This window comes from Silvimonas terrae (assembly GCF_014202765.1).
Taxonomy (GTDB): Bacteria; Pseudomonadota; Gammaproteobacteria; order Burkholderiales; family Chitinibacteraceae; genus Silvimonas; species Silvimonas terrae.
On record NZ_JACHHN010000002.1, the window covers coordinates 167,593 to 183,991 of the forward strand.

Sequence of the window (16,399 nt, forward strand, 5' to 3'; positions counted from 1 at the left end):
AGAGCAGGCGTTTTACAACGGTGGAACACCACGCAATCCTGTGCAATACCCAAAGCCCTGGCGGCTTCTCAGGGAAACAAAAACAGTATGAAGACCACTTTTCTGGATTTTGAACAACCGATCGCTGAACTCGAGAACAAGATCGAGGAACTGCGCTATGTGCAGGACGATTCGGCAGTCGACATCTCTGTGGAAATCGGTCACCTGGAAAAGAAAAGCCAGGAACTGACCAAGGCCATTTACGCCAAGATCACCTCGGCCCAGATTGGCCAGGTGGCACGCCACCCGCAGCGCCCGTACACCCTTGATTACATCAAGGCTCTGTTCACCGATTTTGAAGAACTGCATGGTGACCGTCACTATGCGGACGATGCCGCCATTGTCGGCGGTGTGGCGCGTTTTAACGGCCAGAGTGTGGTCGTGATCGGCCATCAGAAGGGCCGTGACACCAAAGACCGCCAATACCGCAATTTCGGCATGCCGCGCCCGGAGGGTTACCGCAAGGCGCTGCGCTTGATGAAACTGGCCGAAAAATTCAATCTGCCCATCCTGACGTTTGTCGATACCCCGGGTGCTTATCCGGGTATTGGTGCGGAAGAGCGTGGCCAGTCCGAGGCCATTGGCCGCAATCTGTTTGAAATGACCAGGTTGCGCGTGCCGGTGATCTGCACCGTGATTGGCGAAGGTGGTTCTGGCGGTGCGCTGGCCATTGCCGTCGCTGACCAGGTCATGATGCTGCAGTACTCCACGTACTCTGTCATTTCGCCGGAAGGTTGTGCCTCCATTCTGTGGAAAACCGCAGAAAAAGCGTCGGATGCCGCAGAAGCCATGGGGATTACCTCTGGCCGCCTGAAAACCCTGGGTTTGATCGACAAGATCATCAATGAACCCGTGGGTGGCGCACATCGCAATCATCAGCAAATGATGGTCGCCATGAAAAAAGCGCTGACCGATGCCCTCAAGTCGGTGCAGGACAAGTCGGTAGACGAGTTGCTGGATACCCGCTTTGATCGCCTGATGGCTTATGGCAAGTTCAAGGAAGTTGACCCTGCCTGATACCCTGTCGGGTGACTTGATGGTCGCCCGGCTGGCCCCTTTTTGCCCGGATGCAAGCCCGCCAGCCCGCCTTTGTGTGGGTCTCTCTGGCGGGCTTGATTCTGTGGTGCTGCTGCACCTGCTTGCCACCGCGCGTAGCAAACTCCCGTTTGACCTGACTGCGTTACATGTCCACCACGGTCTCTCACCCAATGCCGATGACTGGGCCGCGTTTGCGCGCGACTACGCCGCCAGTCTGAACGTGCCCTGTTCGGTCGAACGCGTGGTGCTCACCGAGCGCCGCAGCCACGGTATTGAAGCGGCTGCCCGAAGTGCGCGTTACGCGGCGTTTGCGCGGACCGGGGTAGACGTGGTGCTGACCGCACATCATCAAGGCGATCAGGTGGAGACCGTGCTGCTTAATCTCTTGCGCGGTAGCGGCTTGCCGGGCCTGGCCGCCATGCCCTCAGCCCGCCCGCTGAATCAGCACACCACCTTGTTGCGTCCTTTGCTGGATATCCCGCGTGATGAGTTGCTGCGCTATGCCCAGCAACATGGCTTGCGCTGGATTGAGGATGAAAGCAATCAGCAAACCGACTTTGACCGGAACTTCCTGCGACACAAGGTGATCCCGGTTGCGGCAGAAGCGTTTCCGTCGCTGGCCCGCAGTGTCACACGCAGTGCGCGCCATATTGCGGAGGCGCAGTCCTTGCTGGATGAACTGGCGCAAGCCGACCTGGCGCATTGCGTGACCGAGGGGGCGTTCTTGCTGGGTACGTCACTCTCGCCTTTGCGCTTGCGCCATGCGCTGCGCCACTGGCTGGCGGGGCAAGGGCTGGTGCTCGATACCCGGGCGTTTGATGAACTTTGGCGAACCGCAACCCAGGCCGCCAGCGACAGTCAACCCGCGCTGATCTGGCGCAAACAGGCGGTGCGCCGTTACCGTGACCGCTTGTATGTGACGGCGGCAGACGTCCGGCCGGGCGTGGCAACCGCGCTGGTCTGGCGGGAGGGTACACCTGATGTGGTGCCGGCCTGGCGGGGCCAGTTGGTCTGGCAGCGAGTGGCGCAAGGTGGCGTGGCGGCGGCCCATCTGGCCGGTGAAATCTCGCTCCGGCCATGGCAAGGCGCACGAACATTGCGCCTGCGGGCAGATGGCCCGGCACAGCAGCTCAAAACCCTGGCCCAAACCCACGGTATTGCACCGTGGGTGCGTAGCCAGACACCGCTGTTATACAAAGGCGAGCAATTGCTGGCCTGGCCGGGTGTTGGTGTACAAGCCGAATTCCAGGCGACCGAAGGCGAGCACGGCTGGTTGCCGTTCTGGCAGCCCGATCGGCCGTACCAACCCCTCTAAGCGGCCAGTGGCGCGGGGTGCTGCGCCAACCACGCCCATTCCTCATCGGTGTACAAGCGAGAGCGCGTCAGAAAGCGCAAGCCGGTGGGGCGTTCCAGCGAGAACATACCGCCGTTGCCGGGGATCGCATCAATCATTAAATGAGTATGTTCCCAGTAGCTGTACTGTGATTCGCTCATATAAAACGGCACGCCGCCGATTTCGCCCAGCAAGACATCGGACGAGCCCACCATAAACTCATCGCGCGGGAAACACATTGGCGCGCTGCCATCACAGCAGCCACCGGACTGGTGAAACAGCAAATCGCCGTGCTGCGCTTTAAGTTGCTCAATAAGCTTGAGCGCCTCTGGCGTTGCGGTGACGCGGGTAACCTGGTCGGTCATGCGGGTCTCCTTGTCAGGGCATGGCGGCCCGGCCTATTGCCACTGGCCGCCATGCAGGGGATGCGCTTAGAAGAAACCCAGCGCCTTGTCTGAATAGCTCACCAACAGGTTCTTGGTTTGCTGATAGTGATCCAGCATCATCTTGTGGTTTTCACGCCCGATGCCCGATTGTTTGTAGCCACCAAATGCCGCATGCGCCGGGTAAGCGTGATAGCAGTTGGTCCAGACCCGGCCCGCCTGGATTTCCCGGCCAAAGTGGTAAGCCCGGTTCACATCCCGCGTCCACACGCCAGCGCCCAGGCCGTAGAGGGTATCGTTGGCAATTTCGAGCGCTTCGGCTTCATCTTTGAAGGTGGTCACCGACACGACCGGGCCAAAGATTTCTTCCTGAAAGATGCGCATCTTGTTATTGCCCGCAAACACGGTGGGCTTGATGTAATAACCCTTGGTCAACTCACCGTCAAAGCGTGCCGGTTCACCGCCGGTAAGGCACTTGGCGCCTTCTTGTTTACCCAGATCCAGATAAGACACGATCTTCTCAAACTGCTCTTGTGAGGCTTGTGCGCCGATCATGGTATTGCCATCCAGCGGATGGCCCTGGCGGATGGCCTCCACGCGTTTGATGGCGCGTTCCATAAAGCGCTCGTAGATCGATTCCTGCACCAGCGCACGGGAAGGGCAGGTACACACTTCGCCCTGATTGAGCGCAAACATGGCAAAGCCTTCCAGCGCTTTGTCAAAAAAGGCGTCGTCGGCACGCATTACATCGTCAAAGAAGATATTCGGGCTCTTGCCGCCCAGTTCCAGCGTGACCGGGATCAGATTCTGGCTGGCGTATTGCATGATCAAACGGCCGGTGGTGGTCTCACCGGTAAACGCAATCTTGGCGATACGCTTGTTGCTGGCCAGCGGCTTGCCGGCTTCCAGACCAAAGCCGTTGACGACGTTGAGTACGCCCGGCGGCAGCAGGTCTGCAATCAGGTCTAGCAAAACGAGGATGGAGGCCGGCGTCTGTTCAGCCGGTTTCAGCACGACACAATTGCCCGCAGCCAGCGCCGGGGCCAGTTTCCAGGTGGCCATCAAAATCGGGAAATTCCACGGAATGATCTGGCCAACCACGCCCAGCGGTTCATGAAAATGGTAGGCAATGGTGTCGTGATCGATCTCGGAAATCCCGCCTTCCTGCGCCCGTACCGCGCCAGCAAAATAGCGGAAGTGATCAATCGCCAGCGGGATATCCGCCGCGCGGGTTTCGCGGATCGGCTTGCCGTTATCAATGGTTTCCGCCACGGCAAGTACTTCCAGATTGGCTTCCATGCGATCGGCAATCTTGTTCAGGATATTGGCGCGTTCTGCCGGCGAGGTTCTGCCCCAGGCGCCTTTGGCGGCGTGGGCGGCATCCAGCGCCAGTTCCACGTCCGCTGCCTGTGAGCGCGGTACCTGGCAGAACGGCTCGCCGGTAATGGGCGAGACATTGTCAAAATAGCCGCCATCCACCGGCGCAACCCACTTCCCGCCAATGTAGTTTTCATATTGTTTGCGATAAGGGAAGGGCAGATTCAGGAACTTCATCTCAGCGTGGTTCATTTGACCGGTTCTCCTCTTTGAGTGGGGCAAGTGTTGTCACCTGTACCAGCCCCGGTGGGGCCAACCACACTGTTGCAAGCGCTGTGCCACCTTGTGCTGCGTATGCATCAATCACGCAATGTGCTGATTTTTCGGGGTTTTCCGGCCGGGGCTGGCGAAGGGTGTCGGTGCTTTTGCGCCAGAATGCAACAGGTGTTACATTGGCTGGTGAACAGTCAAGGCCTTGATTCTGAACGAAAATCTCGTTGCACTGCAGCACGGATTGACGACCTGCGGAGAGCCCTGTGCCCTATTCATCATTCCAGCCGCTGGGCGAAACGGCCATGCCGCTGGACCTTGCCACCTTGCGCAACGCCCACGCCCGCTCGCGTCAGTTTGGCCTCTCGGAAAACACCCGGCCGGACTACGCTTTGCTCTCGCCCAATGCGCTGGCGCAACGGCTTGACCAGCACCGCCTGTTCTACGAGCACGCGCTCCCGCTGGTCGAAACGTTGTATCAGCAGATCGCCAATACCCACAGCATGATCGTGCTGACAGATGCTTCCGGTCTGGTGTTGCATTCATTGGGGGACGACGATTTTCTGGCGCGCGCACAAAAAGTCGCGTTGCAGCCCGGGGCCATCTGGACAGAACAAAGCCAGGGCACCAATGCCATCGGCACGGCCCTGGCAGAACATCGGCCCGCCACGGTACACGGCGACCAGCATTTTCTGAAAGCCAACCAGTTTCTGACCTGCGCCAGCGTACCCATCCTTGACCCGCATGGCGGCTTGTCGGGCGTGATTGATGTGACGGGCGATTATCGCGGTTATCACCGTCACACCATGGCACTGGTACGCATGCAGGCGCAAACGCTGGAAAACCAGCTCTTGCGGGATGCGTTTACAGACGTGCTCTACCTGGGGTTTCACGGCCGGCGCGAGTTCGTCGGCACGCTGATGGAAGGCATTGCCGCTTTCTCGCTGGAGGGTCACTTGCTGGCCGCCAATGGCAGCGCGCGTTTTCAGTTGGGGCTGGAAGACGATATTGCCGGTTTGCGGTTTGATGCGCTGTTTGATCCCGGTATGGAACATGTGCTGGCGCGTTGCCAGGCGGCGGGTGAGGGCTGGGTGACCTTGTGTTTGCATAACGGTGTGATGGTGCAGGCCCGCGCGGCTTTGCGCTTGCGTGATGCGCCCGTGGTGACGCGCGTGTCGCCGCGCTTGTCACGGCTGGGATATCTGAATACCGGTGACGCACAACTGGCGCGGGTGCTGGAGCGCGTTGGCAAGGTGCTGGGGCGGGATGTGCCGGTGTTGATTACCGGGGAAACCGGGACCGGCAAGGAGATGCTGGCCCAGGCCATGCACGGCGATTCACCGCGCGCGGATAAATCCTTTGTGGCGGTCAACTGTGCCTCGATTCCGGAGACGCTGATCGAATCCGAATTATTTGGCTACGCCGATGGTGCATTCACTGGTGCGCGGCATAAAGGCCATCGCGGCAAGATCGTGCAAGCCCACGGCGGCACGCTGTTTCTGGACGAGATTGGCGATATGCCGCTGGCCTTGCAGGCGCGGTTGCTGCGCGTGTTGCAGCAGCGCGAGGTCATCCCGCTGGGTAGTGCCCAGGCCGTGCCGGTGGATATTGCACTGATCTGTGCCACGCATTGTGACCTGCCGGCCATGGTGCAACGGGGCGAATTCCGGGCCGATCTGTATTACCGCATTCAAGGGCTGACCGTGCGGCTGCCACCCACGCGTGAGCGCACGGACCTCGCGGCGGTGATCCGCAAAATGCTCAATGCCGAACAAACCGGGCAGCTGCGTTACACGCTCTCGCCGCAAGTCATGGACCTTTTTCTGGCCTACGCGTGGCCGGGCAATTTCCGGCAGTTGTACAACGTACTGCATACCGCGTGTGTGCTGGCGGGGGACGAGACAGAAATTACCCTGGCGCATTTGCCGGATGATTTTGTAATTCTGGCTGAAGCGGGCGGCCATGCTCAGGAGAGCAGCGCCGGCCGCCTGGCAACGGTGACGCAAACCGCCATCCAGTCTGCGCTGGCCGAGCATGAGGGCAACGTGTCAGCGGCAGCGCGGGCGCTGGGTGTGTCGCGGAATACGATTTACCGCAAGCAACGGCATTGAGGGGTGAGGAGGGGGACGTCCGCATGCCTCTGACTCGTCATTCCTGCGAAAGCAGGAATCCAGTCCGCCCGCCACAGGCGGGCTTTCACTGGCAAACCAATTCGGTGCCTGCGGCACGTTAGTTACACCTGGATTCCGGCGTTCGCCGGAATGACGCCGTAGTTGTTTGAATCCGGGGTTGCCATGCAGATCGGCGCTTGAGCGGCAGCGTCTCCCCGTATTGCGCCTTGCTTCTTCCTGGCTATGAAACGATCCTGAGGAAGGGCAGGCGCTCCGCGCGCAACTTACGCGACCAGTTTCTCCAGCACCCGGCGGTAGACGCCAGCCAGCTTGGGCAGGTCTGCCACGGCCACACACTCGTTGAGTTTGTGGATGGTCGCGTTCAAGGGGCCGAACTCCACGACTTGCGGGCAGAACTTGGCAATGAAACGCCCGTCAGATGTGCCGCCTGTCGTCGAGAGTTCCGGCGTGATGCCGGTTTCTTCCTGAATGGCCGCCTGGATGCTGTTCACCAGTTCGCCCTGGCCGGTCAGGTACGGCTCGCCCGACAAGCTCCAGCTGATTTCGTGTTCCACGCCGTGCTTGTCCAGAATGCTTTCCAGTTTGGCTTTCAGCGTGTCGGCCGTATTCTCGGTAGAGAAGCGGAAGTTGAACAAGACTTCAACGGTACCCGGGATGACATTGGTGGCCCCGGTGCCGCTGTGCATATTGGAAACCTGCCAGGTGGTGGGCGGGAAATACGCATTGCCCTTATCCCACTCGGTCACGGTCAGTTCCGCCAGCGCCGGCGCCAGGCTGTGGATGGGGTTTTTGGCCAGATGCGGGTAGGCAATGTGACCTTGCACGCCATGGACGATCAAGTGACCAGAGAGCGAGCCGCGCCGACCGTTCTTGATCATGTCGCCAAACTGTTGCGAGCTGGTCGGTTCCCCGACAATGCAAAAATCAATCTTCTCATTGCGGGCGGCCAGCGTCTCAATCACCTTGACCGTGCCGTCATGCGCCGGGCCTTCTTCATCTGACGTAATCAGATAGGCAATTGAGCCCTTGTGGTCGGGATGGTCCTTCAGGAATGCCTCGGTCGCGGTAATGAACGCAGCCAGCGATGCTTTCATGTCTGCGGCCCCGCGGCCATACAGATGACCATCGCGGATTTCTGGTGCAAACGGATCAGAGTGCCAGCGATCCACCGGGCCGGTCGGTACCACGTCGGTGTGGCCGGCAAAGACCAGCACCGGGCCGCTATCGCCTTTGCGCGCCCACAGGTTGTCCACCTCGCCAAAACGCAGGTGCTCAATATGGAAACCCAGATTAGCCAGGCGCCGCGCCATGATGCTTTGGCAGTCAGCGTCATCAGGGGTGACAGAGGCACGGCGCATCAGCGCTTCGGTCAGTTCCAGGGTGGGATCGCTCATGGTCTTCTGTTTTTCTCGTAATCAGTGGTAATCAAATAAAGGTCAGGTGAAGCCGGGCAGGGCTCAGGCCGGTTAGCCGAAGATGCCTTGATACAATTCGGGTTTATAGCCCACGGTGATCTGACCATCGCGCTCCAGCACCGGGCGCTTGATGACAGACGGCTGGGCCAGCATGACGGCAATGGCCGATTCGGCATCGACGACGCCTGCTTTGGTGGCCTCATCAAGCTTGCGCCAGGTGGTGCCCTGGCGGTTTACCAGCGGCTCCCAGCCTGTGCGGGCAATCCAGCCGGCCAGCAATTCGCGGCTGACACCGTTCTTTTTGAAGTCATGCCATTCATAGTCGTGGCCTTGTTCAGTCAGCCACGTGCGGGCTTTTTTAACAGTGTCGCAATTGGGGATGCCATAAAGCTTCATGGGTATGCTCGTCATATGAATTCTGGTGCGTGGCGGCTGGGGTAGGGCCCATGAAAAAGGGCCGCTTTTTGCGGCCCTGATTATGCGGCTTAACGCGCATCAATGCAGCATCAATGCAGCGAAATATTGAAATTGAGATCAGGCGCTGCGGCCTCGCCCGTTTTCTTGCCGGAAGACTGATCTTGCTCTTCGACGGTTTGGGCGTTGTTCACCATCCAGGACAGGTTGGTGGCCGAATCGGCGTTGCGCAGCGCTTCATCCAGTTCTACTTCGCCAGCGCGATACAAGCGATAGAGTGACTGTTCAAAGGTTTGCGAACCTTCCGCCAGGCTTTGCTCCATGGCTTCCTTGATTTCAGACAGTTGCCCGTCCCGGATCAATTCAGCAATGCGCGCGGTATTGAGCAGGATTTCCACCGCAGGGATCAGTTTGCCTTGTTTGTTGCGAATCAAGCGCTGGGAAATGATCGCTTTGAGCGAGGTAGAAAGGTCATACAGCAGGCTCTCGCGCGCTTCTTGCGGGAAAAAGTTAACCAGACGCGCCAGCGAGTGATAACTGTTGTTGGCATGCAGCGTACTGATACACAGATGGCCTGCCTGCGCGTATTGCATGGCGTAGGTGACGGTTTCGCGGTCGCGCAATTCGCCAATCATCAGCACGTCTGGCGCTTCCCGCATGGCGTTTTTCAGTGCGTCATTAAAACTGTGGGTATCCATGCCCACTTCGCGCTGGTTCACCAGGCTCTTTTTGTGGGTGTACAGATACTCGATCGGGTCTTCCATGGTCAGGATGTGGCCCGAGTGATTCTGGTTGCGGTGTTCCAGCATGGCCGACACGGTAGAGGACTTGCCGCTGCCGGTTGCGCCTACCACCAGAATGATCCCGCGCTTTTCCATCACCAGATCTTTCAGCAGACCCGGCATGCGCAGTTCTTCCAGTGTGGCGGCGTTGGGCTTGATAAAGCGCACCACCATGGCCACGCTGCCGCGACTCTTGAACACGTTGATCCGGAAATTACCGATGCCTTCCAGCGCCATGCCAAAGTTGAGTTCCAGGTCTTTTTCAAAGCGCGCAATGTGCTGCGGGCTCATGATCTGGTACACCAGTTGTTTGACGTGATCGGTCCCCAGAACCTGATTGTTGACCGGGTAACACACCCCCTGGATCTTGATCGTGATCGGCGCATTGGCTGACAAAAAGAGGTCGGACGCCTGGCGTTCCGACATCAATTTGAAAAACGGCATCAGGTTCATGGTTCTTCCTTCCCGGTTTTATTCAGCAGCCGGCAAAATCGGCCCGGACCGCACGCCCCATCCATACGGGCTGCGGTCCGGCTGACTGGCTGGCGGCTTTTATGCCTGGCCCTGGCGTAGTTCCCGACGCAGAATCTTGCCCACGTTCGATTTGGGCAACTGGTCACGGAACTCGACAAGACGCGGTACTTTGTAATTAGTCAGTTGTTCACGGCAATACGCAATCAATTGCGCTTCCGTGAGCGTCAGGTCTTTCTTTACCACGAAAATCTTGACCGCTTCGCCGGATTTATCGTCAGGCACACCAATGCAAGCCACTTCCAGTACGCCCGGATGTCGCGACACCACGTCTTCCACCTCGTTGGGGTAAACGTTAAAGCCGGACACCAGCACCATGTCTTTCTTGCGGTCGGCAATGCGGAAAAAACCGGTGGTCGACATGATCGCTACGTCGCCCGTACCCAGAAAGCCATCGGCCCCCAGTACCTTGTCGGTTTCATCTTTGCGCTGCCAGTAGCCCTTCATGACCTGCGGGCCCTTGATAAAGAGCTCACCGGCTTCGCCGGGCGGCAGAACCTGGCCCTGATCATTGCGGATCTGGGCATCCGTGGACGGAATCGGCAGGCCAATCATGCCATTGTATTCACGCAACGTCATCGGGTTGATCATGGCCGCGGGTGAGGTTTCGGTGAGCCCGTAGGCCTCTACCAGCGTGACGCCAGTGACTTTTTTCCACTTGTCAGCGACGGACTGCTGTACCGCCATGCCGCCGCCCAAAGTCAGCCGCCAGGTGGAAAAATCCAGCTTGAGAAAGTCCGGGTTGTTCAGCAACGCGCCAAACAGGGTGTTAACGCCGGTGATCGAGGTCACCGGGTATTTGGCCAGTTCTTTGACAAACCCCGGAATATCGCGCGGGTTGGTGATCAAGAGGTTGGTAGCGCCCAGCTTGGTAAAGATCATGCCGTTCGCGGTCAGCGAGAAGATGTGATACAGCGGCAGGGCGGTCACAATCAGTTCCTGACCATCGCGCACCGCGCCAGAAATCCACGCATGCGCTTGCTGCATATTGGCCACGATATTGCCGTGCGTCAGCATGGCACCCTTGGCTACGCCGGTAGTGCCGCCGGTATATTGCAAAAACGCCAGATCGTCGTGGGTCAGACGGACCGGGCTGAAATGCAGACCCTTGCCAATCTTGAGTGTGCTGTTGAAGTCGATGGCGCCGGGCAGGGAGTACGCCGGCACCATTTTCTTGACGTACTTGACGACGCTGTTCACCAGCAAACGCTTGGGGAAATCCAGCATGTCGGCAATTTCGGTCACGATCACATGCTTGACGCTGGTATTGCCGATGGCTTTTTCCAGTGTGTGGGCAAAATTGGCGACGATGACAATGGCCTCGGCACCAGAATCTTTCAGCTGGTGTTCCAGTTCGCGCGGGGTATAAAGCGGGTTGACGTTAACGACCACCATGCCGGCTTTCAGAATGCCGAAAAGGGCGACCGGATACTGCAGCAGATTGGGCATCATGATGGCGACACGTGTACCGCGTGCCAGCTTCAGATCCTGTTGCAGGTATGCCGCAAATGCCGTGGTGAGCTCGTCAAGCTCGTGATAACTGATGGACTTGCCCATATTGATGAACGCGGTCCGGTCAGCATATTTGACCAGTGTTTGCGTGATCACGTCCGGGATCGACGAGAACTCTTTCATATTGATCTCGTGGGCGATTCCGGCGGGATAACTGGAAAACCAGGGGCGGTCCATGTTTGTCTTCTCCATGTTGAACCCATCTATGGGCTCTTGTTTTGGCGATACTCTAGTGCCGGAACGCATAACCAACAAGCCGGTTATCTACTATGGCGTCCGGGTTTACGCCAGAGTTTCGCCAAAGTCTTGTTTCTGATAGAATCGGGTTTATCCCCTGGTGAGGCGTTTTACGATCAGTTGATCGGTACCCGCACGCAGCAGGGAGTGCTTGAGAATGGGCGCTGTTGTAGCAGCCCATTTTTTGTTTGCGAAAAGGATTTTGCGTTTTTATGGCAGTGAGTCTGCAAAGTGTGCTTGAACTGACCGTCCCCGGCCTTGGTTATGAGCTGGTGGATGTGGAATTGGCCCCGAACGGGGTTGTCCGCATTTTCATCGACAAACCAGGCGGTATTACCGTGGAAGATTGTGCCACGGTCAGTAATCACCTCCAGCGCCTCTTTGAGGTGGAAAACATCGGCTACGAACGCCTTGAAGTGTCGTCGCCGGGGCTGGATCGCGTGTTGAAAACGCCTGCTGATTTTGAGCGCTTTGCCGGCCAGATGGTTCGCGCAAAATTGCGACTGCCATTGCCGGACAAGCGTAAGCGCGTGTTGGGCAAGCTGATTGGCTTTGAAGACGGCCGCGTCGTCATTGAAGCGGATGGTGAACGCCTGAGCCTTGAAATGACGCAGATCGATAAAGTGCGTCTGGAACCGCAGTTCTGATTCCAGACGGTGAGTGAATACCGACAATACAGCTGGCCGGGCTTTGCCGGGGGAAATAGACAATGAGCCGTGAAATTCTGTTGCTGGTCGACGCACTGGCACGTGAAAAGAATGTTGAAAAAGACGTCGTGTTTACCGCGCTGGAACTGGCGCTGGCCTCGGCGACGAAAAAGCGTTACGACGACGAAGTGGATGTCCGCGTTTCGATCGACCGCGAGTCGGGCGATTACCGCAGCTTCCGCGTCTGGACGGTGGTAGAAGACAACGACCACGAAGAACCGTCCCGTCAGATTGCGATTACTGATGCACCAGATTACGACAAGGATCTGGCGCTGGGCGATACCTGGGAAGAAGAACTCGAGCCGATCGAGTTTGGCCGCATTGGCGCGCAAACCGCCAAGCAGGTCATTTTGCAGAAGATTCGTGACGCTGAGCGTGAACAGAATCTGAACGACTTCCTGGATCGCCGTGAACATGTGGTTAACGGCACCATCAAGCGTATCGAGCGCGGCAACGCGATCATCGAACTGGGCAAGCTCGAAGCGGTGCTGCCCCGTGACCAGATGATCCCCAAGGAAAACCTGCGCGTGGGTGACCGCGTGCGTGCTTTCTTGCTGCGCATTGATCGCCTGGGCCGGGGTCCGCAACTGGTGCTGTCGCGTATTGCACCAGAATTCATGTGCAAGCTGTTCGAGATGGAAGTACCGGAAATCGAGAACAGCCTGATCGAATTGAAGGGCGTGGCGCGGGACCCTGGCATGCGTGCCAAGATCGCCGTCAAGTCCAACGATCCGCGTGTTGATCCGCAAGGTACGTGTATTGGCGTCCGCGGCACTCGTGTAAATGCAGTAACCAACGAACTGGCAGGCGAACGTGTCGATATCGTGCTGTGGTCTGCCGACCCGGCGCAATTTGTGATTGGTGCGCTTTCTCCGGCTGACGTGAGCTCCATTGTGGTGGATGAAGAAAGCCACGCCATGGATGTGATCGTTGACGAAGAAAACCTCGCCATGGCCATTGGCCGTGGTGGCCAGAACGTGAAGCTTGCTTCCGAGCTCACCGGCTGGAAACTGAACATCATGACGGTGAATCAGGCTGAAGAGAAAAACGAAGCCGAATTCACCAAGGTCCGCGAACTCTTTGTGAAAGCGCTGGACGTGGATGAAGATGTAGCCGATGTGCTGGTGCAAGAAGGCTTCAATACGCTGGAAGAAGTGGCCTATGTGCCACTGAATGAAATGCTCGAAATTGAAGCATTTGATGAAGACACCGTGAACGAGTTGCGCGCCCGTGCTCGCGATGCCCTGTTGACCCAGGCCATCGTGCACGAAGAACAACTGGAACATCAGACCGAAGATCTGAAGAGTCTGCAGGGCATGACGGCCGAACTGGCCGGCAAGCTGGCCGAGCACGATATCCATACGCGAGACGACCTGGCCGAGTTGGCTGTCGACGAACTGGTGGAAATGACCGGTATCGCCGACGACGATGCCAAACAGTTGATTATGAAGGCCCGCGAGCATTGGTTCGCATAAGGCGGGAGGAATTGCATGAGTGAACTGAAAGTCAGTCAATTCGCGGCAGAGCTGAAAATGCCGTCGCAAGAATTGCTGGAGCAACTGCGGGCGGCAGGTGTCGCCAAGCAAAATGAATCGGATTCCGTAACGGCCGAGGACAAAACACGCCTCCTGGATCATCTGCAAAAGAAGCACGGCGCTGCCGGCGACAAGCCGCGTATTACCCTGCAACGTAAACAGACCAGCGAAATCCGCAAGACCGATGCAACAGGCAAGGCCAAGACCATTCAGGTCGAGGTCCGCAAGAAGCGTGTCGTGGTGACGCCGGAAGTGCCTCAGCCCGCTGTTCAGGCTGAAGCTGCCCCGGCACCCGTTGCGGCACCGAGCGCACCGATTGTGAACGCAGATGAACGTGCTGCACGTGAGGCAGAAGCCAATCGCCAGAACGAACTGTTTGCCCGCCAGGCCGCCGAAATGCGTGCCAAGCATCACCGTGGCGAGCCGCGTCGTGATGACGCGGTTGCCGAAGCAACCACAGTTGAGGCCGCACCGGCAGAAGCTGTCGCTGTCGTGGCAGAACCTGCTCCCGCGCCAGTCGTGGCCGAGCCGGTAGCCGCACCTGTTGCTGCAGCACCGGCACCCGTGCCCGCACCGGCTCCGGCCGTTGCAGCACCTGTACCTGCTCCGGCACCGGCACGCGCTCCGGCCCATGCGTCGACACGTTCGGATGATTCTCGTCCACGTATCGGTATGCGTGTTGAGTTGCGCAAGCCGCGTAACGAGCCGCTGCGCGCTCCGGAACCTGCCAAGGCCGCCGCACCTGCGCCGGCTCCAGCCCATCCTGCCGAGAAGAAAAAGGGCGAGAAGGGTTGGGAAGATGATCGTCAGAAACGCGGTGGTGGTACTGGCCCCGGCGCTGGCAAGAAGGGTGGTTTGCGTACCAAGGGTGGCGACGCCGGTAATAACGACTGGAAGTCCCGCAAGGGCGGTCGTAACAAGAACCAGCAGCAACACGATGCCAACGCCCACGCTTTCCAGGCGCCGACCGAGCCGATTACGCATACCGTTGAAGTGCCGGAAACCATCAGCGTGGCCGATCTGGCACACAAGATGGCCGTGAAGGGTGTCGAGGTCGTCAAGGCGCTCATGAAAATGGGCATGATGGTTACGATCAACCAGGTGCTGGACCAGGAAACCGCGATGATTGTCGTGGAAGAAATGGGTCATACCCCGGTTGCCGCCAAGCTGGACGATCCGGAAACCTATCTGGGCGACGACGACAAGAGCGAACACGAACGGCTGCCACGCGCACCGGTTGTGACCGTCATGGGTCACGTTGACCACGGCAAGACCTCGCTGCTGGACTACATCCGCCGTGCCAAAGTGGCCGCGGGCGAAGCCGGCGGTATTACGCAGCATATTGGTGCCTACCACGTCGAAACCGAAAAGGGCGTGATCACCTTCCTGGATACCCCGGGTCACGAGGCGTTTACCGCCATGCGTGCTCGCGGTGCCTCGGCCACGGATATCGTGGTGCTGGTGGTGGCTGCTGATGACGGCGTGATGCCGCAGACCATTGAAGCGATTCACCATGCCAAGGCAGCCGGTGTGCCGATGGTGGTTGCGGTCAACAAGATCGACAAGCAAGGCGCCAATCCGGAGCGTATTCGCCAGGAACTGGTTGCGCAGGAAGTGGTACCGGAAGACTGGGGTGGTGATACCCAGTTTATCGAGGTCTCTGCCAAGCAAGGTACAGGTATCGATACCCTGCTCGACGCGATCTTGTTGCAAGCCGAAGTGCTGGAACTGACTGCGCCGATCGATGCGCCGGCCAAGGGCATCATCATTGAAGCCCGTCTGGACAAGGGTCGTGGTGCTGTGGCGACCATGCTGGTACAGACCGGTACGCTGAAGAAGGGTGACGTGTTGCTGGCGGGCGGTGTGTTCGGTCGTATCCGTGCCATGCTGGATGAAAACGGCAAGCCGATCAGCGAAGCAGGCCCATCCATCCCGGTGGAAATTCTGGGTCTGTCCGAAGTGCCGCGTGCGGGTGAAGACGCCATGGTGCTGGCCGACGAGAAGAAGGCGCGTGAAATCGCCTTGTTCCGTCAAGGCAAGTTCCGCGACGTCAAGTTTGCCAAGCAACAAGCGGCCAAGCTGGAAAACATGTTCGCGCAGATGGCCGAAGGCGGCGAAGTTCAACGCCTGCCGATCATCATCAAGAGCGATGTACAAGGTTCGCTGGAAGCGCTGGCTGGTTCGCTGCAAAAGTTGTCGACCGACGAAGTGCGCGTGCAGATTCTGCACTCGGCGGTGGGTGGCATCAGCGAATCCGACATCAACCTTGCTTTGGCTTCCAAGGCGGTGGTGGTGGGCTTTAACGTGCGTGCCGATGCAGCTGCCCGCAAGCTGGCAGAGCAAGAAGGCGTGGACATCCGTTACTACAACATCATTTATGATGCGGTAGATGACGTGAAGGCAGCGCTGTCGGGCATGCTGGCTCCGGAGAAGAAGGAGCAAGTGATCGGTCTGGTGGAAATCCGCCAGGTGTTCGTGATCTCCAAGGTGGGTTCGATTGCTGGTTGTTACGTGCTGGACGGTATCGTCAAGCGTGGCGCAGGCGTTCGTGTACTGCGCAACAACGTGGTGATCCATCAAGGCGAACTCGAAACGCTCAAGCGCTTCAAGGATGACGTCAAGGAAGTCAGATCGGGCTACGAATGTGGTCTGCAACTGAAGAACTACAACGACATTCAAGAAGGCGATCAGCTGGAAGTCTTCGAAATTGTTGAAATCGCCCGTTCGCTGTAATCAGGCGAATGAGTGTAAGGG

12 protein-coding genes are annotated in these 16,399 nt (G+C 58.3%); 6 read left to right on the forward strand and 6 right to left on the reverse strand.

Going from position 1 to position 16,399, the window contains the following annotated elements; translation table 11 throughout:
* Nucleotides 1–87: 87 nt before the first annotated feature.
* On the forward strand, nt 88–1,056 hold the full coding sequence (locus tag HNQ50_RS05010) for an acetyl-CoA carboxylase carboxyltransferase subunit alpha (protein ID WP_184098251.1): 969 nt from the start codon (nt 88–90) through the stop codon (nt 1,054–1,056).
* Complete coding sequence (gene tilS / locus HNQ50_RS05015) at nt 1,043–2,392, forward strand: tRNA lysidine(34) synthetase TilS (protein WP_184098253.1); 1,350 nt, start codon at nt 1,043–1,045, stop codon at nt 2,390–2,392. The genes HNQ50_RS05010 and tilS overlap by 14 nt, the downstream gene beginning before the upstream one ends.
* Here the strand turns inward: tilS and HNQ50_RS05020 are convergent.
* Nucleotides 2,389–2,775, reverse strand: coding sequence for a DUF779 domain-containing protein (locus HNQ50_RS05020; protein WP_184098255.1), 387 nt, complete (start codon nt 2,773–2,775; stop codon nt 2,389–2,391). The two genes, tilS and HNQ50_RS05020, sit on opposite strands and share 4 nt — an antisense overlap.
* A gap of 66 nt (nt 2,776–2,841) precedes the next feature.
* Entirely contained in the window at nt 2,842–4,362 is a 1,521-nt protein-coding gene (gene adh / locus HNQ50_RS05025) for an aldehyde dehydrogenase (protein ID WP_184098257.1), read from the reverse strand.
* Nucleotides 4,363–4,646: 284 nt separating this feature from the next.
* Between adh and HNQ50_RS05030 the strand changes: the two genes are divergently transcribed.
* The gene (locus HNQ50_RS05030; protein WP_308419134.1) at nt 4,647–6,491 is read left to right on the forward strand and encodes a sigma-54-dependent Fis family transcriptional regulator; all 1,845 of its coding nucleotides are present in this window, start codon (nt 4,647–4,649) and stop codon (nt 6,489–6,491) included.
* A gap of 284 nt (nt 6,492–6,775) precedes the next feature.
* Here HNQ50_RS05030 and dapE read toward each other — a convergent pair whose 3' ends face one another.
* The 4 genes from dapE to fadD form a co-directional block, all read right to left on the reverse strand.
* Nucleotides 6,776–7,906 (reverse strand): succinyl-diaminopimelate desuccinylase, encoded by a 1,131-nt coding sequence (gene dapE / locus HNQ50_RS05035; protein WP_184098259.1) that lies wholly within the window; start codon nt 7,904–7,906, stop codon nt 6,776–6,778.
* 72 nt (nt 7,907–7,978) lie between these two features.
* The gene (locus HNQ50_RS05040; protein ID WP_184098261.1) at nt 7,979–8,323 is read right to left on the reverse strand and encodes an ArsC family reductase; all 345 of its coding nucleotides are present in this window, start codon (nt 8,321–8,323) and stop codon (nt 7,979–7,981) included.
* Between the two features lie 110 nt (nt 8,324–8,433).
* The gene (locus tag HNQ50_RS05045) at nt 8,434–9,576 is read right to left on the reverse strand and encodes a PilT/PilU family type 4a pilus ATPase (protein WP_184098263.1); all 1,143 of its coding nucleotides are present in this window, start codon (nt 9,574–9,576) and stop codon (nt 8,434–8,436) included.
* Between the two features lie 99 nt (nt 9,577–9,675).
* Nucleotides 9,676–11,343 (reverse strand): long-chain-fatty-acid--CoA ligase FadD, encoded by a 1,668-nt coding sequence (gene fadD, locus HNQ50_RS05050; protein ID WP_184098265.1) that lies wholly within the window; start codon nt 11,341–11,343, stop codon nt 9,676–9,678.
* A gap of 278 nt (nt 11,344–11,621) precedes the next feature.
* Here fadD and rimP point away from each other — a divergent pair, with 278 nt between their 5' ends.
* The 3 genes from rimP (at nt 11,622) to infB (ending at nt 16,378) form a co-directional block, all read left to right on the forward strand.
* Nucleotides 11,622–12,050, forward strand: a complete 429-nt coding sequence (gene rimP / locus HNQ50_RS05055) for a ribosome maturation factor RimP (RefSeq protein WP_184099111.1) — start codon at nt 11,622–11,624, stop codon at nt 12,048–12,050.
* A 62-nt stretch (nt 12,051–12,112) separates the two neighbouring features.
* Nucleotides 12,113–13,585, forward strand: coding sequence for a transcription termination factor NusA (gene nusA, locus HNQ50_RS05060; protein ID WP_184098267.1), 1,473 nt, complete (start codon nt 12,113–12,115; stop codon nt 13,583–13,585).
* 15 nt (nt 13,586–13,600) lie between these two features.
* Nucleotides 13,601–16,378 carry a translation initiation factor IF-2 gene (gene infB, locus HNQ50_RS05065; protein ID WP_184098269.1) on the forward strand — a complete coding sequence of 926 codons (2,778 nt, stop codon included), beginning with the start codon at nt 13,601–13,603 and terminating at the stop codon, nt 16,376–16,378.
* The last annotated feature ends 21 nt before the right edge of the window (nt 16,379–16,399 follow it).

What these genes read in the sequence shown, in the direction of transcription:
- nusA (WP_184098267.1), top strand. Translation starts at nt 12,113, where the DNA reads ATGAGCCGTGAAATTCTGTTGCTGGTCGACGCACTGGCACGTGAAAAG.
- HNQ50_RS05040 (WP_184098261.1), bottom strand. Translation starts at nt 8,323, where the DNA reads ATGAAGCTTTATGGCATCCCCAATTGCGACACTGTTAAAAAAGCCCGC.
- HNQ50_RS05020 (WP_184098255.1), bottom strand. Translation starts at nt 2,775, where the DNA reads ATGACCGACCAGGTTACCCGCGTCACCGCAACGCCAGAGGCGCTCAAG.
- adh (WP_184098257.1), bottom strand. Translation starts at nt 4,362, where the DNA reads ATGAACCACGCTGAGATGAAGTTCCTGAATCTGCCCTTCCCTTATCGC.
- HNQ50_RS05010 (WP_184098251.1), top strand. Translation starts at nt 88, where the DNA reads ATGAAGACCACTTTTCTGGATTTTGAACAACCGATCGCTGAACTCGAG.
- fadD (WP_184098265.1), bottom strand. Translation starts at nt 11,343, where the DNA reads ATGGACCGCCCCTGGTTTTCCAGTTATCCCGCCGGAATCGCCCACGAG.
- infB (WP_184098269.1), top strand. Translation starts at nt 13,601, where the DNA reads ATGAGTGAACTGAAAGTCAGTCAATTCGCGGCAGAGCTGAAAATGCCG.
- dapE (WP_184098259.1), bottom strand. Translation starts at nt 7,906, where the DNA reads ATGAGCGATCCCACCCTGGAACTGACCGAAGCGCTGATGCGCCGTGCC.
- HNQ50_RS05045 (WP_184098263.1), bottom strand. Translation starts at nt 9,576, where the DNA reads ATGAACCTGATGCCGTTTTTCAAATTGATGTCGGAACGCCAGGCGTCC.